Annotated in this window: 22 protein-coding genes; 13 read left to right on the forward strand and 9 right to left on the reverse strand. The window is 73.3% G+C overall.

Going from position 1 to position 23,922, the window contains the following annotated elements; all coding sequences use genetic code 11:
- Positions 1–31: 31 nt before the first annotated feature.
- The 3 genes from galK to OHL10_RS03500 form a co-directional block, all read right to left on the reverse strand.
- Positions 32–2,488, reverse strand: a complete 2,457-nt coding sequence (galK, locus tag OHL10_RS18700; RefSeq protein WP_425498929.1) for a galactokinase — start codon at positions 2,486–2,488, stop codon at positions 32–34.
- Positions 2,485–3,330 (reverse strand): DeoR/GlpR family DNA-binding transcription regulator, encoded by an 846-nt coding sequence (locus tag OHL10_RS03495; protein WP_265520754.1) that lies wholly within the window; start codon positions 3,328–3,330, stop codon positions 2,485–2,487. The genes galK and OHL10_RS03495 overlap by 4 nt, the downstream gene beginning before the upstream one ends.
- Before the next feature lie 72 nt (positions 3,331–3,402).
- Positions 3,403–4,560: a P-loop NTPase gene (locus OHL10_RS03500; protein WP_265520755.1), complete on the reverse strand. Its 1,158-nt coding sequence runs from the start codon at positions 4,558–4,560 to the stop codon at positions 3,403–3,405.
- Between the two features lie 61 nt (positions 4,561–4,621).
- Between OHL10_RS03500 and OHL10_RS03505 the strand changes: the two genes are divergently transcribed.
- Positions 4,622–5,419 carry a maleylpyruvate isomerase family mycothiol-dependent enzyme gene (locus OHL10_RS03505; RefSeq protein WP_265520756.1) on the forward strand — a complete coding sequence of 266 codons (798 nt, stop codon included), beginning with the start codon at positions 4,622–4,624 and terminating at the stop codon, positions 5,417–5,419.
- A 5-nt stretch (positions 5,420–5,424) separates the two neighbouring features.
- Here the strand turns inward: OHL10_RS03505 and OHL10_RS03510 are convergent, their stop codons facing one another.
- Complete coding sequence (locus OHL10_RS03510; RefSeq protein ID WP_265520757.1) at positions 5,425–5,946, reverse strand: DUF1003 domain-containing protein; 522 nt, start codon at positions 5,944–5,946, stop codon at positions 5,425–5,427.
- On the reverse strand, positions 5,939–7,255 hold the full coding sequence (locus OHL10_RS03515; RefSeq protein WP_265520758.1) for a magnesium transporter MgtE N-terminal domain-containing protein: 1,317 nt from the start codon (positions 7,253–7,255) through the stop codon (positions 5,939–5,941). The genes OHL10_RS03510 and OHL10_RS03515 overlap by 8 nt, the downstream gene beginning before the upstream one ends.
- A 284-nt stretch (positions 7,256–7,539) precedes the next feature.
- On the opposite strand from OHL10_RS03515, the gene OHL10_RS03520 reads away from it, so the two are divergent.
- The 9 genes from OHL10_RS03520 (at position 7,540) to OHL10_RS03560 (ending at position 16,368) form a co-directional block, all read left to right on the forward strand.
- On the forward strand, positions 7,540–8,817 hold the full coding sequence (locus OHL10_RS03520) for an extracellular solute-binding protein (RefSeq protein ID WP_265520759.1): 1,278 nt from the start codon (positions 7,540–7,542) through the stop codon (positions 8,815–8,817).
- Between the two features lie 108 nt (positions 8,818–8,925).
- Complete coding sequence (locus OHL10_RS03525) at positions 8,926–9,900, forward strand: carbohydrate ABC transporter permease (protein ID WP_265520760.1); 975 nt, start codon at positions 8,926–8,928, stop codon at positions 9,898–9,900.
- Complete coding sequence (locus tag OHL10_RS03530) at positions 9,897–10,859, forward strand: carbohydrate ABC transporter permease (RefSeq protein WP_265520761.1); 963 nt, start codon at positions 9,897–9,899, stop codon at positions 10,857–10,859. The genes OHL10_RS03525 and OHL10_RS03530 overlap by 4 nt, the downstream gene beginning before the upstream one ends.
- Positions 10,856–11,761, forward strand: a complete 906-nt coding sequence (locus OHL10_RS03535; RefSeq protein ID WP_265520762.1) for a DeoR/GlpR family DNA-binding transcription regulator — start codon at positions 10,856–10,858, stop codon at positions 11,759–11,761. Before OHL10_RS03530 ends, OHL10_RS03535 begins: the two co-directional genes overlap by 4 nt.
- 75 nt (positions 11,762–11,836) lie before the next feature.
- Complete coding sequence (locus tag OHL10_RS03540) at positions 11,837–12,733, forward strand: SIS domain-containing protein (RefSeq protein WP_265520763.1); 897 nt, start codon at positions 11,837–11,839, stop codon at positions 12,731–12,733.
- A complete protein-coding gene (locus tag OHL10_RS03545; protein WP_265520764.1) occupies positions 12,730–13,668 on the forward strand; it encodes an ROK family protein in 939 nt (312 codons plus the stop codon). The genes OHL10_RS03540 and OHL10_RS03545 overlap by 4 nt, the downstream gene beginning before the upstream one ends.
- Complete coding sequence (locus OHL10_RS03550; protein ID WP_265520765.1) at positions 13,665–14,681, forward strand: 1-phosphofructokinase family hexose kinase; 1,017 nt, start codon at positions 13,665–13,667, stop codon at positions 14,679–14,681. The genes OHL10_RS03545 and OHL10_RS03550 overlap by 4 nt, the downstream gene beginning before the upstream one ends.
- On the forward strand, positions 14,681–15,517 hold the full coding sequence (locus OHL10_RS03555) for a class II fructose-bisphosphate aldolase (protein ID WP_265520766.1): 837 nt from the start codon (positions 14,681–14,683) through the stop codon (positions 15,515–15,517). Before OHL10_RS03550 ends, OHL10_RS03555 begins: the two co-directional genes overlap by 1 nt.
- Before the next feature lie 83 nt (positions 15,518–15,600).
- The gene (locus tag OHL10_RS03560; RefSeq protein ID WP_265520767.1) at positions 15,601–16,368 is read left to right on the forward strand and encodes a YflT domain-containing protein; all 768 of its coding nucleotides are present in this window, start codon (positions 15,601–15,603) and stop codon (positions 16,366–16,368) included.
- 46 nt (positions 16,369–16,414) lie between these two features.
- On the opposite strand, the gene OHL10_RS03565 is transcribed toward OHL10_RS03560, so the two are convergent.
- The gene (locus tag OHL10_RS03565) at positions 16,415–17,971 is read right to left on the reverse strand and encodes an aminopeptidase P family protein (protein ID WP_265520768.1); all 1,557 of its coding nucleotides are present in this window, start codon (positions 17,969–17,971) and stop codon (positions 16,415–16,417) included.
- Positions 17,968–18,831: an alpha/beta fold hydrolase gene (locus OHL10_RS03570; protein ID WP_265520769.1), complete on the reverse strand. Its 864-nt coding sequence runs from the start codon at positions 18,829–18,831 to the stop codon at positions 17,968–17,970. Before OHL10_RS03570 ends, OHL10_RS03565 begins: the two co-directional genes overlap by 4 nt.
- A 107-nt stretch (positions 18,832–18,938) precedes the next feature.
- Between OHL10_RS03570 and OHL10_RS03575 the strand changes: the two genes are divergently transcribed.
- Both OHL10_RS03575 and OHL10_RS03580 read left to right on the forward strand, forming a co-directional pair.
- Positions 18,939–19,781: a PHP domain-containing protein gene (locus OHL10_RS03575; protein WP_265520770.1), complete on the forward strand. Its 843-nt coding sequence runs from the start codon at positions 18,939–18,941 to the stop codon at positions 19,779–19,781.
- The gene (locus OHL10_RS03580; protein ID WP_265520771.1) at positions 19,778–20,401 is read left to right on the forward strand and encodes a MarC family protein; all 624 of its coding nucleotides are present in this window, start codon (positions 19,778–19,780) and stop codon (positions 20,399–20,401) included. Before OHL10_RS03575 ends, OHL10_RS03580 begins: the two co-directional genes overlap by 4 nt.
- 24 nt (positions 20,402–20,425) lie before the next feature.
- Here the strand turns inward: OHL10_RS03580 and OHL10_RS03585 are convergent, their stop codons facing one another.
- Together OHL10_RS03585 and OHL10_RS03590 are read right to left on the reverse strand one after the other, a co-directional pair.
- Positions 20,426–20,893, reverse strand: a complete 468-nt coding sequence (locus OHL10_RS03585; RefSeq protein ID WP_265520772.1) for a VOC family protein — start codon at positions 20,891–20,893, stop codon at positions 20,426–20,428.
- Positions 20,894–20,923: 30 nt separating this feature from the next.
- A complete protein-coding gene (locus OHL10_RS03590) occupies positions 20,924–22,690 on the reverse strand; it encodes a DEAD/DEAH box helicase (protein WP_425498930.1) in 1,767 nt (588 codons plus the stop codon).
- A 379-nt stretch (positions 22,691–23,069) separates the two neighbouring features.
- Here OHL10_RS03590 and OHL10_RS03595 point away from each other — a divergent pair, with 379 nt between their 5' ends.
- Positions 23,070–23,864, forward strand: coding sequence for a ferritin-like fold-containing protein (locus OHL10_RS03595; RefSeq protein ID WP_265520773.1), 795 nt, complete (start codon positions 23,070–23,072; stop codon positions 23,862–23,864).
- Positions 23,865–23,922 lie beyond the last annotated feature (58 nt).

Raw genomic sequence — 23,922 nt, forward strand, 5'->3', positions numbered from 1 at the left:
GCTGCACCCCTCGTCGTCGACGGGACGGGACTCAGGCGACAGAGCCGGCGGGCGTCGACGGCACGGCGAGCAGGAAGCCCGGCGCGCCGAGGCCCTCGCGCTCGAACGCGGCGCGCACGGCGTCCGCGACCGCCTCGGCGCGGTCGGCCGCGACGAGCGCGATCGCCGACCCGCCGAACCCGCCGCCGGTCATCCGTGCACCGAGAGCGCCCGCCGCGCGGGCGGCCTCGACGGCGACGTCGAGCTCGACGCTCGACACCTCGTAGTCGTCGCGCAGGGACGTGTGCGAGGCGTCCATGAGGGGCCCGATGTCGCCGACGCGACCGTCCTGGAGGAGCGCGACGAGATCGCGGACGCGGCCGATCTCGGTGACGACGTGGCGGACGCGGCGACGGGAGACGTCGTCGGGCAGGGAGCCGAGCGCCCCCGCGAGTGCGGCGGCCGGGTCGTCGGAGGCGGCGACGCCGTCGGCGAGCTCGCGCAGCGACGTCAGGCCCAGGGTGTGCGCCGCTGCCTCGCACGTGTCGCGCCGCTGGGCGTACTGCCCGTCGACGAGCCGGTGCTCGGCACGCGTGTCCATGACGAGGACCGCGAGGCCCGCGGCCTCGAGGTCGAACGGCTCCTGCTCCGCGGACTCGGTGGGGTCGAGGCCCGGGCGGCAGTCGAGCAGCAGCGCGTGCCCGGCCTGCGCGCGCAGCGACGCCGACTGGTCCATCCCGCCCGTGGGCGCGCCCGCGACCTCGTTCTCCGCGCGGATGCACGCGGCAGCGAGCGTCGCGCGGCCTGCGTCGGAGGCTGCGAGACCGAGGCCGGCGACGTCGTCGAGCGCGACCGCGACAGCGCACTCGAGCGCGGCCGACGACGACAGGCCCGCGCCGAACGGCACGCACGAGTCCACGGCGGCGTCGAACCCGGGAACGACCGTGGGGTCGCCGCCGGTCGCGACGAGGTGCTCCCGCAGCGCCCACGCGACCCCGGCGACGTACGCCCCCCACCCGGCGACCGCGCCGGGAGCGACGTCCTCGAGCCGCGCCTCCCAGACCTCGCCCGGAGCCTGCGCCGAGGCGAGGCGCACGACACCGTCGGTGCGGGGGCGCAGCGCGACGTACGTGCGGTGCGGCAGGGCGATGGGCAGGCAGAGCCCGGCGTTGTAGTCCGTGTGCTCACCGATGAGGTTGACGCGACCCGGCGCGCTCCACACGGGCGCCTCGTCCCCGCCGAACGCGTCGGCGAAGACCGTGGCCGCGCGAGCGGCGCCGTCGTGCTGCTCCCAGGCGGGCACCCAGCCCGGCGCGGCGGGCGCAGACGCGATCGCCTGCAGGCGGGCGGCGATCCGCTCGGGCGTCGTGTCGCTCACCCAGGCGGCCATGCCGGACTCCGAGCCGGCGAGGTACTTGAGCTTCCCCGGCGAGCGCAGCACGGAGAAGATCTGCAGGTGCAGGCGGGCGAGGTCGCGGTCGACGCGCACCGGCGCCTGGTGCCAGGCGGCGATGTACGGCAGGGTGACGGACTCGCCGTCGGGTCCCTCGAAGAACAGGTCGAGGCGGCGCAGGAGCTCGAGGTAGGCGGTCGCGAGGTCGTCGCGCTCGGCGTCGGTGAGGGCGGGCAGGTCGGGCACGTCGCGGCGCGGGGCGAGGTGGACCTCGACGGGCCAGCGAGCCGCGAAGGGGACGTAGGCGACCCAGTGCTCGGTCTCGAGCACGATGCGCCGCCCGTCGGCGAGCTCCGCGTCCAGGACGTCGCGCAGCAGGTTGCGGCCGGTGCGCTCGTGGTGGGCGCGCGCCTGGTCGAGCATCGCGCGGGTGCGGGGCGTGACGTACGGGTAGCCGTAGATCTGGCCGTGGGGGTGGTGCAGGGTGACGCCGATCTCCTGCCCGCGGTTCTCGAAGCAGAAGACCTGCTCGACGCCGGGCTCCTGGCCGAGGGCCGCGGTGCGGTCGGCCCACGCGTCGATGATGGTGCGCACCCGGCGCGGGCCGAGGGCGCCGAACGACGTGTGGTGGTCGCTCGAGAAGCACACGACCTCGCAGCGACCCGACGCCGGCCGGGTCACCTCGAGATCCGTCTCGTCCGCGAGGGGCAGGGTGCCGAGCTCCTGGCCCGGGACGTGCTGGAGCGAGGGGAAGCGGTTCTCGAAGACCGCGACGTCGTAGTCGGTGTCGGGGATCTCCCCGTCCGAGTAGGCCGCGCCCGGCCGCGCCGGGCACAGCGGGCAGGAGTCCGCGGCGGGCAGGAAGGTGCGGTTCATCCGGTGCGCGGCCATGGGGATCCAGTCGCCGCTGAGCGGGTCGAGGCGCATCTCGGGGCCGGTGTACGGCTGCGGGACGCCGTCGGCGTCGGGGACGGGCGCGAAGCGGTCGGGCAGGGGGCGCGGGTCGTCGAGACGGCGGGTCAGGTCCCCGCTGACGTACGCGGGCGTGTCGTCGAAGTAGATCAGCTCACGGCCGTCGGCGAGACGGGTGGACGTGCGGCGCAGGTGCGCGGTCATCGGGTGGTTCCTTCGGTCTGTGGTGTCGAGCCGGCGGGCGTACCCGCGGGTGAGGGAGCGGTGGGGGTCGGGGCGAGGACGAGGCGCTCGACGAGGGCGCGGACCTCCTCCTGGTCGGCGGGGGCGAGGCCGGTGTCGGTCACGAGCACGTCGACCTCGGCCAGCGTGGCGAACACTCGCAGCCCGGTCGTCTGCCACTTCGTGTGGTCCGCGAGCACGACGGTCTGCGCGCCGCTCGCGATCATCGCGCGGTTGGTGGCGGCCTCGTCGAGGTTCGGCGTCGTGAGGCCGGCCTCGACGCTCACCCCGTGGGTGCCGAGGAAGACGTGGTCGACGCGCAGCTCGGCGAGCGACGACTCGGCGATCGGTCCGACGAGCGCGTCGGAGGGCGTGCGCGCGCCGCCCGTGAGCAGGGTCTCGATCCGCGGGTCGCCCGCCCGGTGGAACGTCTCCGCCACGGGGACGGAGTTCGTCACGACCGTCAGGGGCCTCACGGCGGGGAGGGCGACGAGCGCCTGGGCGAGCAGGTGCGTCGTCGTGCCTGCACCGAGCGCGATGGACGACCCCGGGGCGACGAGCTGGGCCGCGGCCACGGCGATGGCCTGCTTCTCCGCGGTGGCGAGCGTGCTCTTCACCGCGAAGCCGGGCTCGTGCGAGGTGGTGTGGGGGGCGACGGCGCCGCCGTGGACCTTGCGGACGAGCCCGCGCTCGGCGAGCTCGACGAGGTCTCGTCGGACGGTCATGTCGGAGACGTCGAGCGCGACCGTGAGCTCGGAGATCCGCACGGCACCGTGCTCCCGGATCTGCGCGAGGATGTGTTCGTGACGCTGGGAGGCGAGCATGCCCCCAGTGTCTCCCGATTTATCAACAATTTCAAACAAGAACTAACATGCGCCGTTGGCGGTCGGGTGTGCTCAGACGGGGGAGAGCCCCAGCCGACGACCCGCCAGGCCCCGGCCCCGGGTCGCCAGCCCCCGGGCGACCCCACGCAGGGCGAGCGCCGCGGGGGCGTCCGGGTGGGCGAGGACGACGGGCGTGCCGGCGTCCCCGGCCTCGCGCAGCGAGACGTCGAGCGGCACCTGGCCGAGCAGCGGCACGGGCCCGCCCGTGGCAGCGGCGAGGTTCTCGGCGACGGTCTGCCCGCCGCCGGCGCCGAAGAGCTCCAGGCGGGAGCCGTCCGGCTGCTCGAGCCAAGACATGTTCTCCACGACGCCGACGACGCCCTGCTGCGTCTGCAGCGCGACCGACCCCGCACGCTCCGCGACCTCCGCGGCCGCCACCTGCGGGGTCGTCACGACGAGGATCTCGCTGCCGGGCAGGAGCTGGGCGACGGAGATCGCGATGTCCCCCGTCCCGGGCGGCAGGTCGAGGAGCAGGACGTCGAGGTCGCCCCAGTAGACGTCGGCGAGGAACTGCTGCAGCGCGCGGTGCAGCATCGGTCCGCGCCACACCACCGGCTGGCCCGCGGGGACGAACATCCCGATCGAGACGACCTTGACCCCGTGCGCGACGGGCGGCAGCAGCATGTTGTCCACGCGCGTGGGCTGGCCCTCGACGCCCAGCATCCGGGGGATCGAGAACCCGTAGATGTCGGCGTCCACGACCCCCACGGCCAGGCCGTCGGCGGCGAGCGCGGCCGCGAGGTTCGCCGTCACCGAGGACTTGCCGACGCCGCCCTTGCCGGACGCGATCGCGTAGACCTTCGTCAGCGAGTCCGGCTTCGAGAACGGGATCTCCGGCTCACCGACGCCGCCGCGCAGCATCGTGCGCAGCTCTGCGCGCTGCTCGGCGGTCATGACCCCGAGCACGACCTCGACCCGCGCGACGCCCTCCACCGCGACCGCCGCGGCGGTGACGTCGCGCACGAGGGTCTGCTTCATGGGGCACCCCGCGACGGTGAGGTCGATGCCCACCGTGACGTGCGCGCCGTCCGCCCCGACGCCGGGGAGGACGTCGACCGACCTGACCATGCCGAGCTCGGTGATCGGTCGCCGGATCTCCGGGTCGAGCACCGCGTCCAGGGCGCGCCGGACGGACTGGTCGAGATCTGTCGAGGGGGAGGGGCCGGCCATGCGTCCATCGTAGGTGGCCGGCGACCGGGCGTGTGTCGGTCCCCCTGGCTACTGTCGGAGCATGGACCTGCTCACCTCGCTCGCGCGCGACTCCGCGCTCTTCGTCGACGCGCTCCACGTGGCGCCGAGCGCCGCACGCGTCCCGGCCTGTCCGGAGTGGGGCGCGGCGGACCTCGCGTTCCACCTCGCGGAGGTGCAGAGCTTCTGGGCCGACGTCGTCGGCCCCGCCCCGGGCGAGGGCCAGGCGGGAGACGACGTGCAGCCGCTCGTGCGTCCGGCGTCCGACGAGGACCTCCCCGCGCTCGTCGAGGAGGCCACCGCCCGGCTACTGGCCGCCCTGGACGGGCGCGACCCGGACGAGCCCTGCTGGTCGTGGCACGACGGCGGTCACCGGGTCGGGTGGGTCGTACGGCGGCAGGCTCACGAGGCCCTGATCCACCGGGTAGACGCCCAGCAGACGGCCGGGGTCCCGGTGGTGGTCTCGCACGGCGACGTCGCGGCGGACGGCATCGACGAGATCCTCGGCGTCATGCTCGACGGCGTGCCCTCCTGGGGCACGTTCACGCCAGACGGCGGGTCCCTCGCCGTCGTGGTCGACGGCCCGGGGGAGGCGCACCGCAGCTGGGACCTGGCGTTCGGCCGCGTGACGGGGACGGGCCCCGAGTCCGGGAAGTACTACGACCTCGACGCGGCCCAGCTCGTGGACCTGCCCGGCTCCACGACCGCCCAGGTGGTGGGGCCGGCCTGGGACGTCGACCTGTGGTTGTGGGGCCGCGGGCCGCGCGAGCCGCTGACAGTGCACGGCGACGCCACGCTCGTCGACCGCTTGCGCTCGGTGGCGTGGGAGGTCACGCAGTAGCAGCTCTAGCGGCGGTGCTCCTCGGCGGTCGGGTCGCGCTCCGCGTCCCGGTCGGCCTTGGCGTCGAGCTCCTCGAGCAGGTTGCGCATCTCGGAACGGACGAAGTCACGGGTTGCGACCTCGCCGAGCGCGATCCGCAGCGCCGCCATCTCGCGGGCGAGGTACTCGGTGTCGGCGAGGTTGCGCTCGGCGCGCTGGCGGTCCTGCTCGGCGCTGACCCGGTCCCGGTCGGTCTGCCGGTTCTGCGCGAGCAGGATCAGCGGTGCGGCGTACGACGCCTGCAGGGAGAGCATGAGGGTGAGCGCGGTGAAGCCGAACGCGGCCGAGTCGAAGCGCAGCCCGTCGGGGCCCCAGGAGTTCCACGCGAGCCACAGCACGCAGAACAGCGTGAGGTAGAGGATGAACCGGGGTGTGCCCATGAACCGGGCGATCGACTCGGAGATCTTGCCGAACGCGTCCTGCTTGACGCGCACGCGGGGCAGGATCTGACGTCGGGCGACCTTGGGGGTGTCCAGGCGGTCAGCCACGGGGTGCCTCCGGGGTCGGGCGGGCGACGCGGGCGCGGGCGCGGGTCGTCGGGGTGGGCTCGGTGTCGTCGTCGGTCTCGCGCCAGTCGTCGGGGAGCAGGTGGTCCAGCACGTCGTCGACGCTGATGGCGCCGAGGAGCCGCTTCTCGGCGTCGAGGACGGGGAGCGCGAGCAGGTCGTACGTCGCGAGCATCCGGGTCACGCGCCCGAGCGGCGCGTCGGTGCCGACCCACTCGATGTCCGGGTCGAGCACCGAGCCGACGGACGCGTGCGGCGGCTCGCGCAGGAGCTTCTGGAAGTGGGCGACGCCGAGGAACCGCCCCGTCGGCGTCTCGAGCGGCGGGCGGACCACGAAGACGACGGCAGCGAGAGCCGGCGGCAGGTCCTGGCGCCGGATCTGGGCGAGCGCGGTCGCGATCGTCGTCTCGGGGCCGAGGATCACGGGCTCGGTCGTCATCAGACCGCCTGCGGTGTCCTCGTCGTAGGCGAGCAGGCGGCGCACGTCCTTGGCCTCGCTCGGCTCCATGAGCTCGAGCAGCCGGCTGGCCTGCTCGTCGGTGAGCTCGTGCAGGAGGTCCGCGGCGTCGTCGGGCTGCATGGCCTCCAGGACGTCGGCGGCGCGCTCGGTGTCCAGCCCCGAGAGAATCGCGACCTGGTCGTCGCCGGGCAGCTCCTCCAGGACGTCGGCGAGCCGCTCGTTGTCGAGCGCGGTGGCGACCTCGAGCCGCCGCGTGTCGCCGAGGTCGTGGATGACGTCGGCGAGGTCGGCGGGCTTGAGGTCGTCGTACGCGGCGAGGAGCAGCGCGGCGCCCTGGGTGTCGGGGGTGCCGGCGAGCCCGGTGACGGCGTCGACGTCGACCACGAACGCGTCGCCGCGGCGGCGCAGTGCGAGTCCCTTGTGCGGGACCTGGCGGCGGACGAACAGCTGCGTGACGAGCCAGTCGCCGCTGCGCTGCTTGGTGATGGCGAGGTCCTCGACGGTCCCGGACCCGGAGCCGTCGACGAGCTGGACGGTGCGGTCGAGGAGCTCGCTCACCGCGAGGGTCTCCATCGCGCGCTGCTCGAAGCGGCGCATGTTGACCAGGCCGGTGCTGATCACCTGCCCGGAGTCGATGCTGGTGACACGGGTGAGGGGGAGGAAGACGCGGCGCCGGCCCGGGACCTCGACGACGAGTCCCACCGCGCGGGGGCCGCCCTTGGGCCGGAGCAGCACGACGACGTCCCGCACGCGGCCCACCTGGTCACCGAGGGGGTCGAAGACCGCGGTGCCGGCGAGGCGTGCGACGAAGACGGAGGGTGCGGCGCTCACGTCGGTCAGCCTAGACCGGACGGGGTCCGCTCGTCCGGACGCCCACGGCGGGCCGGGTCTTGTGGTCCGGGTCACACGGGCGTAGCGTCGCCTCACTGTTTGTTCGGAGACCTGCGCAACGCGCGGGCGTGCGGGCCGAAGGCTGGACTCGCGGGACGAAACCTGATTGACTCTGACTGTAACGAGCGCGAAACGATCGTGATCTATCACTAGGTCTATGGCAGATCTGGTTCTCGCGCTCACAGCACGAGCAACCTCATAGCAATGAAGCGGAGGAAGTACTCATGAAGCACCCCCAGCTCGTGGAGCACCCCGACACCACGAAGCGCCCCCTGCGGCTCGTCTCCCTGACGCTCGTCGCCGGCCTCACCCTCTCGGCGTGCGGGTTCGGCGGTTCCGGCTCGGACGAGACGGGTGAGGGCGGAACCGTCACCCTCGACCTGCTCGTCCCGACCTACTCCGACGGCACGAAGGGCCTGTGGGACGACGTCATCGCGGGCTTCGAGGCCGAGAACGAGGGGATCACGGTCAACCTCGAGGTGCAGTCCTGGGACAACATCAACGACGTCGTCCGTACCAAGGTCCAGTCCGGCCAGGCGCCCGACATCCTCAACATCGACGCGTTCGCCGGCTTCGTCGAGGACGACCTGCTCTACTCCGCGGACGAGGTGCTCTCGGAGGAGACCGTCGCCGACTTCCAGGAGTCGTTCGTCGAGAACGCGTCCATGGACGGCAAGCAGTACGGGCTCCCGCTCATCGCCTCGGCGCGCACCATGTTCTACAACCAGGACCTCTTCGACGAGGCCGGTATCGACGCGCCGCCCACCACGTGGGACGAGCTCGCCGAGGCGGCCACCCAGATCTCCGAGCTCGGCGGCGGGACCTACGGGTACGGTCTGCCGCTCGGCGCCGAGGAGACGCAGGCCGAGGCCGGCATCTGGTTCTTCGGCGGTGGCGGCGGGTACGGCGACGCCGAGACCCTCACCCTCGACTCTCCGGAGAACATCGAGGCCTCGCAGTTCGTCCAGGAGCTCGCCACGAGCGGTGCCACCCAGCCCGACGCCGGCGCGACGGACCGCACCCCCCTCATCGACGTGTTCATCCAGGGCAACATCGGGATGATCGTGGGTCTGCCCCCGACGATCGGGCAGATCGCCGAGAAGAACCCCGACCTCAACTACGGCACCGCGCCCATCGCCACGAAGGACGGCTCCCCGGTCACGCTCGGCGTCGCCGACCACCTCATGGCGTTCGAGAACGACGGGGACAAGCAGGAAGCCATCGGGGCATTCCTCGACTACTTCTACTCCGCCGACGTCTACGTCCCCTGGGTCGACGCCGAGGGGTTCCTCCCCGTCACGCAGTCGGGCTCCGAGGCGCTCGCGGACAAGGAGACGATCGCTCCGTTCCTCGACCTGCTCCCCGCCGCGCAGTTCTACCCGTCGACCAACCCCCAGTGGTCCACGGCGCAGGGTGCCATGCAGCAGCTCTACGGACAGGTCGCGCAAGGCTCCGACCCGGCCGAGGTCCTCGGCGAGATCCAGGCACGCGTCGACTCCTGAGTCCTGGAGAGATCCAGCGTCTCTCAGCGTCCCTCCGTGCGCAGGGGGCGGACACCCGCCCCCTGCGTGCCTCGCCGGCCAGCTCGCTCTCGTCACCCGAGGACCACGATGACCACCACTCCCACCGACGCCGCAGCGCGGCCGTCACCGTCTCCCGACAGCAGGCCGGGCCGTCAGCGACCCGGCGACCGTCCCCGCCGACCAGCCCGCGAGGTCCTCGCGGCCCTCCCCTGGATCGGTCCGAGCCTCGCGCTCATCATCGCGATCGTGCTCTTCCCCGCGGGCTACATGGCCTACAACTCGACCCGCGAGATCTCCTCCTCCGGGATCGACCGCGGCAGCGTCGGCCTCGCGAACTACGCCACGATCTTCGACATCCCCGCGCTGCCCCGCGTCCTGGCGAACACCGTCGTGTGGGTCGTGGTCGTCGTGGTGCTGACCGTCGTCATCTCGCTCGCGCTCGCCAACCTCCTCGACAAGCAGTTCCCCGGCCGCCAGCTCGTGCGCCTCGCGGTGATCGTCCCGTGGGCCGCGAGCGTCGTGATGACCACCACCGTCGTCTACTACGGGCTGCAGCCGAACTACGGGATCATCAACCAGCTGCTCGCCGACGTCGGCATCCTCGAGGTCGCCGACTACGGGTTCACGCGCAACGCGGTCCCGGCGTTCGTCGTCTCCATCCTCGTGGCGGTGTTCGTCTCGCTGCCGTTCACCACCTACACGCTCCTCGCCGGGATGCAGTCCATCCCCGGCGACGTCGTCGAGGCGGCCCGCATGGACGGTGCGACGAAGGCCCGGACGTACTTCGCGGTGATCCTGCCGCAGCTCAAGCCTGCGCTCGCCGTCGCGGCGATCATCAACATCATCAACGTCTTCAACTCGTTGCCGATCCTACGGATCATGACCGGCTCCATCCCCGGGTACGACGCAGACACGACGACGACGCTCATCTTCAAGCTCATCCAGTCCGACCGCCGGGTGGATCTCGCCAGCGCCCTGTCGGTGGTCAACTTCGTCATCGTCATCGCGGTGATCGCCCTGTACATGCGCATCGTCAAGCCGATGAAGGGAGTCGACGAGTGAGCACCGAACCGCCCGCAGCGCTCGGACCCGCCGCCACCCGCGAGGCCCGGCGCGAGGTCGCCGCCGCCGTCGCACCGTCCGCCCGCCCGGTCGTGCGGCGCAAGCCCTCGCGGTACCGCACGGGCGGCCCCGGGTCGGGTGGCTCGGTCCCCGGCCGGATGGTCGCCGGCTTCCTCGTCGCTGCGATCTTCCTCGTGCCCTACGTGATCATGCTCGTCGGGTCGCTCAAGACCCGGCCGGAGATCCTGCGGATCCCGCCGACGTACGTGCCGACCGAGTGGCGCTTCGACAACTACCTCACGATGTGGTCGACGCCGGAGACGCCCCTCCCGCAGAACCTCGTCTCGACGATCGTCATCTCGGTCTCGGCGACGCTGCTCGTCCTCGTCGTGGCGCTCCCGGCGGCGTACTTCACCGCGCGGTTCCGCTTCCCGGGGCGGCTCGCGTTCCTGTTCCTCGTGCTCGTCACGCAGATGCTCCAGCCCGCGGTGCTCGTGGCCGGTCTGTTCCGCCAGTTCCTGGCCTTCGGGATCGTCGACACGTGGCTCGCGATGATCCTCGTGAACTCGGCGTTCAACCTCGCCTTCGCCGTGTGGATCATGCACAGCTTCTTCGCGAGCGTCCCGAAGGAGATCGACGAGGCGGCCCAGATCGACGGCGCCGGGCGGTGGGCTGTGCTCTTCCGCATCAACCTGCCGCTCGTGTGGCCGGGCATCGTCACGGCCATCATCTTCACCTTCGTCGCCGCGTGGAACGAGTTCGCCGCCTCGCTCGTCATCCTGTCGACAGCCGGCAACCAGCCCCTGTCGGTCGCACTGACGAAGTTCGTCGGGCAGTACGACTCCGCGTGGCAGTACGTCTTCGGAGTGTCGATCGTCGCGATCGTGCCCGTCATCATCCTCTTTGCGATCATCGAGAAGCGCCTCGTCGGAGGCCTGACCGCAGGGAGCATCAAATGACGAGCACCACCCCCGCCCACGACCCGGCTGCAGACCCGGCGGCGGACGGCCCTGCACCGGACCAGGTGGGCGGCGACGGCCCGGCAGTGCTGGCCGGGCTGTCGAAGTCGGTGCGCTGGGAACGGCTCCTCGCCCTCCTGGCGGACCGCCGCCGGCTCGCCGTGACCGAGGTCGCCGAGGAGTTCGGCATCTCGGAGTCCACCGTGCGGCGCGACTTCGACCAGATGGCCGCCCGCCAGCTCGCGCACCGCACGCACGGCGGCCTCGTCGCGGCGTCGGTCGCCTACGGGCTGCCGCGGCGCTACGGCAAGCAGCTCGAGGACAAGCAACGGGTCGCCACGGCGGCCGCCACCCTCCTCACCGAGCGGTTCGGCGAGCAGCCGGTCGTGGGCTTCAACGGCGGCACGACGACGTCGCTCGTCGCCAAGGTCCTCGGCGAGCTCTCGGAGAACGTGTCGGACGACGCACTGAGCCACGGCCGCCACGCGTACACGATCGTCACGAGCGCCCTCAACATCGCGGCCGAACTCGTGCTGCGCCCGCAGCTGCGTACGGTCTGCCTCGGCGGCACCGCTCGCGCCCAGTCCTACGAGCTGACCGGCCCCATGGCGATCAGCATGGCCCACAGCCTGTGGCTCGACGTGCTCGTCCTGGGCATGGTCGGCATCGACCCGGTCGCGGGCGTCACGTGCGGCGACCCGGACGAGGCCGGGGTGACCGCCGCGCTCGTCGACCGATCGCGCGTCGTCGTCGCCGTCGGCACCTCGGACAAGATCGGGACGCGTTCGTTCGCCGAGATCTGCGGCATCGGCCAGGTCACCACCCTCGTCACCGACACGGGCGCCAGCGAGTCCGCGCTCGCCGACCTGCGCGACGCAGGCATCGAGGTCGTCGTGGTCTGAGAGCCCTGGCACATCATCCGCGTGCGGTCGCCCGAGGGCGTCGCCGCGCGCACCCAACGAAAGGTTCGACACACCATGAGCTCCTCCCACGTCAGCGCAGAGATCGCCAGCCAGCCCGACGTCTGGCGTCAGGCGGCGCGGCTCGCTGCCGCCCGCGGGGACGTCCTGCCGCAGCCGGGCGAGCGGGTCGCGGTCGTCGGCTGCGGGACGTCCTGGTTCGTCGCGCAGGCGTACGCCGCGCGGCGAGAAGCCCTCGGGCTCGGCGAGACCGACGCGTTCGCCGGCAGCGAGTACCCGCTGGAGCGTCGGTACGACCGGGTCGTCGCGATCACACGCTCCGGCACCACGACCGAGATCCTGCAGCTCCTCGCGGCCCTCGGCCCCGACCGGCGCACCCTCGCGATCGTGGGCGACCCGGACTCGCCCGGGGCGGCGGCCGCCCAGGACGTGGTCGTCATGCCGTTCGCCGACGAGCGCTCGGTCGTGCAGACGCGGTTCGCCACCAGCGCGCTGTCCCTCCTGCGCGCGGGGCTCGGTGAGGACGTCGACGCTCTTGCCGTCGCCGCCGAGGACGCCGTCACCTGGCGGGTGCCGGCCGAGATCCTCGCGCGCACCCAGTTCACCTTCCTGGGGCGCGGGTTCGGTGTGGGCATCGCGAACGAGGCCGCGCTGAAGATGCGGGAGGCATCTCTCGCGTGGGCCGAGTCGTACCCGGCGATGGACTACCGGCACGGACCGATCAGCATCTCCGACACCACGAGCGCCGTCTTCCTCGTCGGCGAACAGGTCCCCGGCCTGGCGGAGGACATCGCCCCGACGGGGGCGCTCGTCGTGGTCCTCGACGAGGACCCGCAGGTCGCGCTCGTGCGCCTGCAGCTCCTCGCCGTGGCGAACGCCGAGCGCAAGGGGCTCGACCCGGACGCGCCCCGGCACCTGACGCGCTCGATCATCCTGGAGGACACGGCGTCGTGAGCGCCTCGGGCCTCCGGTCCGCCGTCGTCGCGCTCGACGTCGGAGGCACGGACATCAAGTCCGCCCTCATCTCGGCGGACGGCGTGGTCCTCCAGCGCCTCACCCCGACGCGGGCCGCGGACGGCCCCGAGGCGTCGGTCGCCGCGGTCCTCGCGGCGGTCGCCGACCTGCGGGGCGAGGTCCCGGCCGGGTACGAGGTGCTGTCGGTCGGCGTCGTGGTCCCCGGGACGGTCGACGAGGAGGACGGGCTGGTCATCAGCGCGGAGAACCTCGACTGGGTGGATCTCCCGCTGCGGCGGCTGGTCGCGGACGCGACGGGCCTGCCCGTCGGGTTCGGCCACGACGTCCGCGCGGGCGGGCTCGCGGAGTGGCGTCTGGGCGCCGGGCGCGGCGCCCACGACCACGCGTTCGTCTCGATCGGCACGGGCATCGCCGCGGCGATCGTGCTGCGGGGCGAGCCCTACGTCGCGCACGGCTACGCCGGGGAGATCGGGCACGGCGGGACGACATCCGGTGCCGTGTGCCCGTGCGGGGGGCGAGGGTGCGCCGAGACCTTCGCCTCCGCGGCGGGGATCGCGCGGCGGTACCGCGAGGAGACCGGCGCGAGCCTGGAGGAGGTCCCCGGGTCCGCCGAGGTGCTCGCCCGGGCGAAGGCGGGCGACGCCGTCGCCCGGGTCGTGTGGGCCCGCGGGGTCGACCGGCTCGGCGAGCTCGTCGCCGAGATGGTCCGGGTCCTCGCGCTGCCGGTCGTCGTCATCGGCGGCGGGCTCGTGCGCGCGGGCGCCGACCTTCTCGACCCGCTCGACGTCGCCGTCCGCGCCCGCCTCACGATCCACCCCGTGCCCCGCATCGTGCCCGCGCGGCTGGGCTCCGCGGCGGGCGTGCGCGGTGCGGGGATCCTCGCGTGGGCCGCGGCAGGGAGGGACCCCCGATGACCGCCCTGCCGCCGGACCCCCCGACGCTCGTGTGCGTGACGCCGAACCCCGCGTGGGACGTGACGTACGGGATCGACCGGCTCGTGCCGGGGGAGTCGCTGCGCGTCCGCTCCGCGGTGGCACGTGCGGGCGGCAAGGGTGTCAACGTCGCCCGGGTCGCCCGCACCCTCGGAGCACGCACGCACGTCGTCGCCCCCACGGGCGGGCCCCTCGCCGCACCGTTCGCGGAGGACCTCGCGGCGGCGGGGCAGGCTGCGACCCTCGTCGCCGTCGCGGGAGCACTGCGGCAGTCGATCGCCGTCGTCCCCGCGCACCCCGGTGCGGGCGACGACGGGCACCCCACCGTGCTCAACGAACCGGGACCAGCGCTCACGGACCACGAGTGGGCCGACCTCGTCGAGGGTGCACGACGCGCGGCGACCGCCGGGAGAGCGCTGGGCAGCGCGGTGGTGGCCACGGTCTCCGGGTCGTTGCCGCCCGGCACCACCGCTGCGCGGTTCACGGCGCTCCTCGACGCGCTGCACGACGCCGGCTGCACCGTCCACGTCGACGTGTCCGGCCCCGGGCTGCTCTGGGCCGCGGCGGCGGGCGCCGACCTGCTGAAGCCGAACCGCGCCGAGCTCGCCGAGGCCGCGGGGACACCGGACCTCGCGACGGGTGTGGCCGCGCTCCACGGGCACGGAGCCCGCACCGTGGTCGTCACCGACGGTGCGCGCGGCCTCACGGCCCACCCTGCCGACGGGCCCGTCGCCACCGCCCGACCCGGCGCCGTCGTCCAGGGGAACCCGACCGGAGCGGGCGACGCCGCGATGGCGGCGCTCGCGGTCTCCACCGGCCTGCCCTGGCCACGCCGCCTCGCGCTCGCCGTCGCGACGTCCGCCGCCGCGGTCCTGCGACCCGTCGCGGGCGAGGTCGACCCGGCCGACGTCGCCCGGCTGCTCGGCCACGTCGCCGCCGGAACCGCCGACGGTACCGACCCCACCGACCGCACCGACCCTGCTCAGGAGAGCTGATGCCCCTCGTCACCACCGACCACCTGCTCGCCCCCGCCCGACAGGCGGGGCGAGGCGTCGGCGCCTTCAACGTCATCCAGATCGAGCACGCCGAGGCGTTCGTCGCGGCCGCGACGGACGCCGGCACGGGTGTGGTGCTGCAGATCAGCCAGAACGCCGCGGCCTACCACGGCGGGCTCGAGCCGATCGCCCTCGCAAGCCTCGCGCTCGCCCGGGCCGCGTCCGTGCCCGTCGTCGTGCACCTCGACCACGCTGAGGACCGGTCGCTCGTGACCGAGGCGATCGGGCTCGGGTTCACGTCCGTCATGTACGACGGCTCGGCGCTCGACTACGACGACAACGTCGCCGCGACCGCGGCCGTCGTGGCCGAGGCGCACGCGCGCGGGGTCGTCGTCGAGGCGGAGCTCGGGAAGGTCGGCGGCAAGGACGGGGTGCACGCCCCCGGTGTGCGGACCGACCCGGGCGAGGCCGTCGAGTTCGTGCGTGCCACGGGAGTCGACGCGCTCGCGGTCGCGGTCGGCTCGTCCCATGCCATGACCCACCGCACCGCAGCGCTGGACTTCGACCGCATCGCCGAGCTGCGCGCCGTCGTGCCGGTGCCCCTGGTGCTGCACGGCTCGTCCGGTGTCGCCGACGGCGACCTCACGCGCGCCGTCGAGACGGGCATGACGAAGATCAATGTCTCGACCCACCTCAACCACACCTTGACCACCGCCCTGCGCACCTACCTCGCCGAGCACCCGGACGTCGTCGACCCTCGCAAGTACCTCGGTGCGGGACGCGAGGCGGTCCGTGCGGAGGTCGTGCGGCTCCTGGGAGTCCTGCGCGCGGTCTGAGCCACGTGCCGGTCCGGTGCGCGTCGTGTGCGCCGGGAGCGAAGATCCTCGCGCCGGGCGTCCCGGTAGGGAAGACTAGGGCGATGAGCATGACGCGCCAGAACGCCGTCCCCAAGGTCCCCACCCCGCCCCGCGGCGACGAGATCGCCTCCTACGCGACGTACATCGAGGCGCAGAAGGCCGTCGACTACCTCTCCGACCACAAGTTCCGCGTCGAGAACGTCATGATCGTCGGGACCGACCTCAAGATGGTCGAGCGGGTGACGGGTCGGCTCACCTACGGCCGGGTCGCCCTCGCCGGGCTGGCGGCCGGTGCGTGGTTCGGCCTGTTCGTGGGGCTCCTGCTGATGATCTTCTCCCAGCAGAGCGGTGCGCTGTTCGCCGCGATCGGCCTGGGCGCGGGGTTCGGCATGCTCTTCTCGGTGCTCTCGTACGCACTGACCGGGGGCAAGCGCGACTTCACGTCCTCGAGCCAGATCGTCGCGTCGGCGTACTCGATCCTCTGCGCGCCCGAGCGTGCCGGGGAGGCTCGTCAGATGCTGCAGCAGATGCCAGACGGCGCGGCCGGGGTCCGCGGGAACGCCGGCTCCGCGTGGGGTACGCCGGGTCAGGCGCAGGTACCGCCCGGCCCGCAGGCCGCGCCTCAGGCCGTCCCGCAGCCCGGGCAGGCGCAGCCGCCCGCTCAGCCGGCACCCGAGCCCCGGTACGGTGCGCCGCTGCGCACCCCGACGGGGGAGCCTCGGTACGGGGCCATGCGCCCGGTCGCCGAGCCGGAGCAGACGGGTCAGCAGGCTCCGCCCGCACCGCCGGCATCCACGACCGACGAGAACCGGCCCACGCCGCCCGCCTGAGCCGCTGGAGCCCTGAGGCTCCGGGGCCGAGACGGGCAGCGGGCGTTCAGTCGAGCAGGGACGCGATCCAGGCTTCGACGTCCTCGGCCCGGCGCGGGAGCGCGGCCGAGAGGTTCTCGTTGCCCTCGGCGGTGACGAGGACGTCGTCCTCGATGCGCACGCCGATCCCTCGGTACTCCTCCGGCACCGTCAGGTCGTCGCTCTTGAAGTAGAGGCCGGGCTCGATGGTGAACACCATGCCGGGCTCGAGCACGCCGTCGAGGTAGAGGTCCCGGCGCGCCTGCGCGCAGTCGTGGACGTCCATCCCGAGGTGGTGGCTCGTGCCGTGCACCATCCACCGACGGTGCTGCTGGCCCTCGGGCGACAGCGACTCCGCGGCCGTGACCGGCAGCAGGCCCCACTCCTCGAGCCGCGCCGCGATGACCTCCATCGCGGCGGCGTGGATGTCCCGGAACCGCGCCCCGGGCACCGCGACGGCGAAGGCGGCGTCGGCGGCGTCGAGCACCGCCGTGTAGATGCGGCGCTGGGTCTCGGTATAGACGCCGTCGACCGGCAGCGTGCGCGTGATGTCGGCCGTGTACAGCGACTCGACCTCGACGCCGGCGTCGAGCAGCACCATCTCGCCGGAACGCACGACTCCGTCGTTGCGGATCCAGTGCAGGGTCGTGGCGTGCTCGCCCCCGGCGGCGATCGTCTCGTAGCCCACCGTGTTGCCCTCGAGCCGGGCGTGCGCGTCGAACGTCGTCTCGATGACGCGCTCGCCGCGCCGGTGCGCCGTCGCACGCGGCAGGTTGCGGACGACCTCCGCGAAGCCTGCGATGGTCGCGTCCACCGCCTGGCGCATCTGCTCGATCTCGTGGGCGTCCTTGACGAGTCGCAGCTCCGAGACGGCCTCGACGAGGTCGGCGTCGACGGCTTCGCTGCCGGTCACGTCGGTGCCCGCGATCGTGTCGCTGCCGGCCTCGGCACGGATGGCTTCGACGAGCGCCTCCACCCCGGCGTCGGCGCCCGTGACGACGAGCAAGGTCACGCCGCCCTCGCCGACGTCCTTGGCGAGGGCGTCACGCAGCTCGTCGACGTGCCGCGCTTCGATCCCCGTGACGGTCGTGACGTCGTCCAGGGACGGGCGGGCGCCGACCCAGAACTCGCCGTAGCGCGAGTCGGCGTAGAACTCCTCGGTATCGCGCGGCGCGAGCGGGCGCACGTAGAGCACGGCGTGGTGGCCGCCGCCGGCGCTCGGGTGCAGCACCAGCACGGCGTCGGGCTCCTGGTCGGTGCCCAGGCCCGTGAGGTGCGCGAACGCCGAGTGCGGCCGGAACCGGTAGTCGGTGTCGTTCGAGCGCACGCTGAGGGCCCCGGCCGGGACGACCAGCCGCGCACCGGGGAAGCGCGCCGAGAGCGCGTCACGGCGGGCCGCCGTGAAGGGTGCGGCGGCGAGCGGCTCGACGTCGAGCGCGGCGCGCGGCGCCCAGCCGCTCGTGATGAAGGCCTTGAACGCCGCCGAGTCCGGTCGTTGCGAGCGGTTGTTCACACGCTCGGCGACGTCTTGGGCCGGAGTTTCGGACGGCATGTCGTGCGGGGTGACAGGGGTGGCGTCGGTCATGCCCCCAGTCTCGCACCCCGCGACATGTCTCGAAGTGCACGGGTGAGCGCCGCGTTGAACGCCGCGGGCGCCTCGAGGTTCACGTCGTGGCCCGCACCTGGCACGACGACCAGCGCGGTACCCGGCACGGCCTCGAGGTAGCGCTTCTCGTCGAGGCGCAGGTGGTCCCGACTGCCGTTCACGAGCCAGACGGGGACACCCGCGGCACGCATGTCGGCGCGGCTGGACCGCCCGGCGAGCTCGGAGAGCACCTGTGTGACGACGTCCCAGCTCGGCCGGGCCGAGCGGTCGTCACCGTCGCCGGGATGACCGGCACCGGTCAGCTGCAGGGCCGCGAGCGACCCCGGGGGGAGCGGCCGGCCCGTCCGGGCGAGCGTGGAGACCAGGGCGCGGACCCGGCGTCGGGCACCGACGAGCACGTGGGCGACGTCGCGGTAGAGGGCGACGGGCTTGCCGCGCGGGTCCGCGCTGCAGGCGCAGGCCACGACACCGGCGAGGCGGTCGGGCCGGTTCGCCGCGTATGCGAGGGACGTGTACCCGCCGAGCGACATGCCGACGACGACGACCGGCGTACCGGGTGCGAACGAGGCAGCAGCCTCGTCGATGACGGCGTAGGCGCGCTCGAGCGTGAAGCGTTCGTCGCGGCGTGACCCGTGGCCCGGCAGGTCGATCGCGACGGCGGGGTGACCTGCCGCGCGGACGTGCGCGAGCTGCTCGGTCCAGATCTCCGACGAGGTGCGCACCCCGTGCACGAACACGACCCCGGCGGGTTCTGCCGGACCGCGGGCAGGTTCGGCGAGGAGGCCCGTCACGGAGGTGGTGGCGAGCGCGGTCGGTCGTCTGCGTCGGAGTCTGAGCATTTGGTCCATCGTCGCAGCGCAGTCTGGGAGGGTCCTGGAGGGTCGACACCCAGGCCGTGAACATCGTGTGCACGTCGAAGGCCGCGCGGATCACTATCCTGGGGTCCGTGCGCATCGACCTCCATACCCACTCGACCGCGTCCGACGGCACGGACGCGCCGGGACGGGTGGTCGCCGACGCCGCCGCGGCGGGCCTCGACGTCGTCGCCCTCACGGACCACGACACGACCTCGGGGTGGGGTGAGGCGGAGGAGTCGGCGCTGACTCACGGCATCGCGCTCGTGCGCGGCGCGGAGATCTCCGCCCGGGCGCAGCACGTGAGCGTGCACCTCCTGGCATACCTGCACGACCCGAGCCACCCCGACCTGCTCGCCGAGACCGAGCGCACGCGCGCCGCGCGCCTCACCCGCGCTCGTCGGATGGTCGAGCTCCTCGGCGAGGAGTACGCCCTCACCTGGGACGACGTCCTCGCGCAGACCGAACCTGGCACGACGATCGGGCGCCCCCACATCGCCGACGCCCTCGTCACCGCCGGGTACGTGAGCGACCGGTCGGCGGCGTTCGCGACGATCCTGCACCCGGGCACACCCTTCTACGTCCCTCACTACGCCCCGGACGCGGTGGCGGCCGTGCGCGCCGTGCGCGCGGCCGGGGGAGTGCCGGTCTTCGCGCACCCCGGCGCGGACGGGCGCGGACGGGTCGTGGCGGACGAGGTCGTCGAGGAGCTGACCGACGCAGGGCTCGCCGGGCTCGAGGTCCACCACCGCGACCACAGCGACGCGCAACGCACCCGCCTCGACGACCTGGCCCGCACCCTGGGGCTGTTCGTCACAGGCTCGAGCGACTACCACGGAGCCGGCAAACCGAACCGGCTCGGGGAGAACACCACAGCACCACCCGTGCTGGAGATCATCGAGGAGACAGGTCTGTTGGACGTGATCCGCCCGTGAGCGACTTCTTCGACGTCCGCCTCTTCACGGAGGTGTTCGTCACGCTGTTCGTCATCATGGACCCGCCCGGGACGGTTCCCGTCTTCCTCGGGCTGACCAGCGCCATGGCTGCCAAGCAGCGCAACACCGCCGCCCGGACCGCGATCCTCGTCGCCTTCGGCGTCATCGTCGCGTTCGCGCTGTTCGGCCAGCAGATCCTCACCTACATGCACATCTCGCTGCCCGCGCTGCAGGCGTCGGGCGGCCTCTTGCTGCTCCTCGTCGCGATGGAGCTGCTCACCGGGAAGATGGAGGAGCCCGCGCCGTCAGGCAACAAGGGCGTGAACGTCGCGCTCGTCCCGCTGGGGACACCGCTGCTCGCCGGTCCGGGCGCGATCGTCGCGACGATGGTCTTCGTCCAGCGCTCCGACGGCACGGTCGCCGACTGGGTGGCGATCGCCGCCGGCGTGGTCGCCGTGCACGTCACGCTCTACCTGTCGATGCGGTTCGCCAACGTCATCCACCGCGTCCTGGGCGACTCCGGCACGATCCTCGTGACCCGCATCGCTGGCCTCCTGCTCGCCGCCATCGCGGTCCAGCTCGTGGCCGACGCCGTCACCGCGTTCGTCCAGGCCGCCTGACGGGCACCGCCCGGCCCGGGTCCGCTACCAGGCGCCCGGGTCGGGCTCGACCGCCTCCAGGGTGACCCGGCCGTCGTCGCCCACGACCAGACCGGGGTTGTGCGCGACCTCCCAGCGAAAGCCGTCCGGGTCCGCGAAGTAGCCGGAGTACCCGCCCCACTCGCGCGCTTGCGCCGGGACGACGACGGTGCCTCCCGCGGCGCGCGCGCTCGCCAGGACGGCGTCGACCTCGGCAGGGGACGAGACGTTGTGCGCGAGCGCGACCGGAACGACGGACCCCGCGCGGTCTGAACCCGTGCCGTCCTGCCCGGACTCCGCGAGCAGGTCGCTCCGTCGCCACAGCGACAGCAGCAGGCCGTGGCCCACCTGGACGAAGACGACCTCGGCCGGGACCTCCGTGAGAGGGTCCCAGCCGAGGCCGTCGACGTAGAACGTGCGGGCACGTGCGACGTCGCGCACACCCAGGGTCACGAGGCTCACGCGTGGTTCCATGCACCCCACGCTAGCGCCGCACCCCCGTGGTCACTCGCCCGCGGAGCCGCTCTGGCTCTCTGCAGCTGCGCCGCTCTGCCCCTCTGCCGCTGCGCCGTCCGCGCCGCCGCGGGTGCGACGGCGGCGGTTGCGGCGGCGACGCTCGCCGCCCTCCGACCCGCTCTCCGCGCCCGCGGTCGCCACGGAGCGATCCGGTGCGCCGTCACGACGGGTGGGCCGGCTGCCGCTCTCGGTGCTGCCGGCGCTGCGCCCGCGGCCGCCCTGGGCGCCGTCCCGGGAACCGTTGCCGCGCGAGCCGCCGTCGCGCGAGCCGCCCGAACGCCCGCGGCCGTCGCGGGAGCCGGACTGCCCGCCGGACTGCCCACGGCCGCCGGACTGCCCGCGCCCACCACGGTCGGGGGCAGGGGAGTGTCGCTTGCCCGTCTCGCCGAGGTCCTCGAGCACCTCGGCGTCCAGGCCCGCGCGGGTCTGCGCCGAGCGCGGGAGGCGGCCCTTGGTGCCCTCGGGGATGTCGAGGTCGGTGAACAGGTGAGGAGAGGTCGAGTACGTCTCCGCCGGGGCGGGGATCCCGAGGTCGAGTGCCTTGTCGATGAGCGACCAGCGCGGTAGGTCGTCCCAGTCGACGAAGGTCACCGCGGTGCCCTTGTTGCCCGCGCGGCCGGTGCGACCCGTGCGGTGCAGGTAGGTCTTCTCGTCCTCGGGGCACTGGTAGTTCACGACGTGGGTGACGTCGTCGACGTCGATGCCGCGGGCAGCGACGTCGGTCGCGACCAGGACGTCGATCTTGCCCGAGCGGAACGCACGCAGCGCCTGCTCGCGCGCACCCTGGCCGAGGTCGCCGTGGATCGCACCGGAGGCGAAACCGCGCTCCGCGAGGTCGTCCGCGACCTTCGCCGCCGTACGCTTGGTGCGCGCGAACACGATGGTCAGCCCACGCCCGCGGGCCTGCAGGATGCGGGCCAGCACCTCGACCTTGTCGAGCGCGTGCGCCCGGTAGACGACCTGCTTGATGTTCTTGACGGTGTGCCCGCCGTCGTCCGGGTCGTTCGCCCGGATGTGCGTCGGCTGCTTCATGTAGCGCCGCGCCATCGACACGACGGCCCCGGGCATCGTCGCCGAGAACAGCATGGTGTGCCGCTGCGCGGGGGTGCGGGCCAGGATCTTCTCGACGTCGGGCAGGAAGCCCAGGTCGAGCATCTCGTCGGCCTCGTCGAGGACCACGGTGTGCGCGCGGGTGAGGTTGAGGTGCCCCTGGTTCATCAGGTCGATCATGCGACCCGGGGTGCCCACGATGACCTCGGCGCCCCGCTCGAGCGCGGCGAGCTGCGGCTCGTACGCGCGGCCGCCGTAGAGCTGGACGACGCGGACCGTCCGCTTGGCGGACGCCGTGGCCAGGTCACCGGCGACCTGCACCGCGAGCTCGCGCGTCGGGACGATCACGAGCGCCTGGGGCTTGCCGGGCGCGGGCAGGTCCTCCCAGCCGTCCTCGCCGGGGGCGACGACGCGGTGCAGCAGCGGGACGCCGAAGCCGAGGGTCTTGCCGGTACCGGTCTTCGCCTGGCCGATGATGTCGTGGCCGGACATCGCGACCGGCAGCGTCATCGCCTGGATCGGGAAGGGGTGGGTGATGCCGGCGTCGGTGAGCGCCTCGACGATCTCGGGACGGACGCCGAAGTCGCCGAAGCTGGTGTCCTGGGCCTGGATGCTCGAGGAGACCTTGTCGGCCTCTGCGCTGACGGTCGGGATGCTCCCGCCGAGGGGTGCTGACGGCTCGGCCGTCGTGGGTGTGGTGGTCACTGGTGCCTCTGTGTCTCGTTCTGGCGCGACGTCCGCGTCCCTCGTCCGCTGTGCGGACGGGTCCACGACGCTCCGGTCGGTGCGCTCGTGCGCGCCTCGTGGCCGGCAGCCGATCGTGGGTATTCGTCGCTCGTCGGGGCCGTTCCGCTCCCCGTGAGGGGGCGGAGCGAGGCTCCTGCCGGGCGAGCTGGCCGCGGCCAGCGTGTCGTGCAATGTCGGGCGTGGACCCCCGCGCGAGCGGGGAGCGCCGGGATATCGAACGACCGGGCAACCGATGTACCCGCTCATGGTATCGGACCGGTGCCGTCCGGCCGGTGAAACAGGGTCCGACGACGTCGGCGCGCCCTCGACGGGGTGCCCGGGCGACTATCCTGACGAGATGAGCGAGCAGCCCACCCATCACGCCACGGCCGCCGTCGACGACCCCGGGCTCGCACCCGGAGCGACCCCCGGGGGCGTGGCGCGCAGGGCGACGGACCGCGATGCGGTCGAGCTCCTCGGCCTCGTCGCCTACACCGAGCTTGCGACCTTCGGCCGGCTCGCCTCGGACGCGGCGCACGCCCCCACGCTCCACCAACGCCTCGTCCTGTCCCGGCAGGCGGCGACGATGCTCGACCGCCAGGATCGCGTCCTGGCGCACCTCGCCGAACTCGGCACCGACCCCGAGGCGGAGATGGCGGCCTTCGACGGCATCTTCGACGACTTCAACGAGCGCACGCGGCCCAGCACCTGGTGGGAGGGCATCCTCAAGGGGTACGTCGGGCACGGCGTCGCGGACGACTTCTGCCGGCTGGCCGCCGACGGGCTCGACGGCCCCAGCCGCGAGATCGTCCTCGGGATCCTCTCCGACGGCGTGGACGCGGAGCGTTCGGCGTCCGTGCTCGCGGAGGCCGCGACGGGCGACCCCGTGCTCGCTTCCCGGCTCGCGCTGTGGGGACGGCGGCTCGTGGGCGAGGCCCTCGGGCTCGTCCAGAACCTGCTCGCGCAGCGCCCCGGGCTCGGTCGGCTCGTCGTCGACAGCACGGAGGTCAGCGCTGGCCTCGCGGGCGGTTCCGGGATCGCCGCGCCTGCGGACCTCGGGACCGAGGGCGGGACCGAGATGCAGGCATGGGTCTTCTCCCAGCTGACCGCCGAGCACACCCGGAGGATGGGGCGCCTCGGGCTCGCGGCGTGACCTGACGCCCGCACGACGACGGGGCGCCGTGCACCGGATGGTGCACGACGCCCCGTCG

Source organism: Oerskovia flava (genome assembly GCF_026163685.1).
GTDB classification, from domain to species: domain Bacteria; phylum Actinomycetota; class Actinomycetes; order Actinomycetales; family Cellulomonadaceae; genus Oerskovia_A; species Oerskovia_A flava.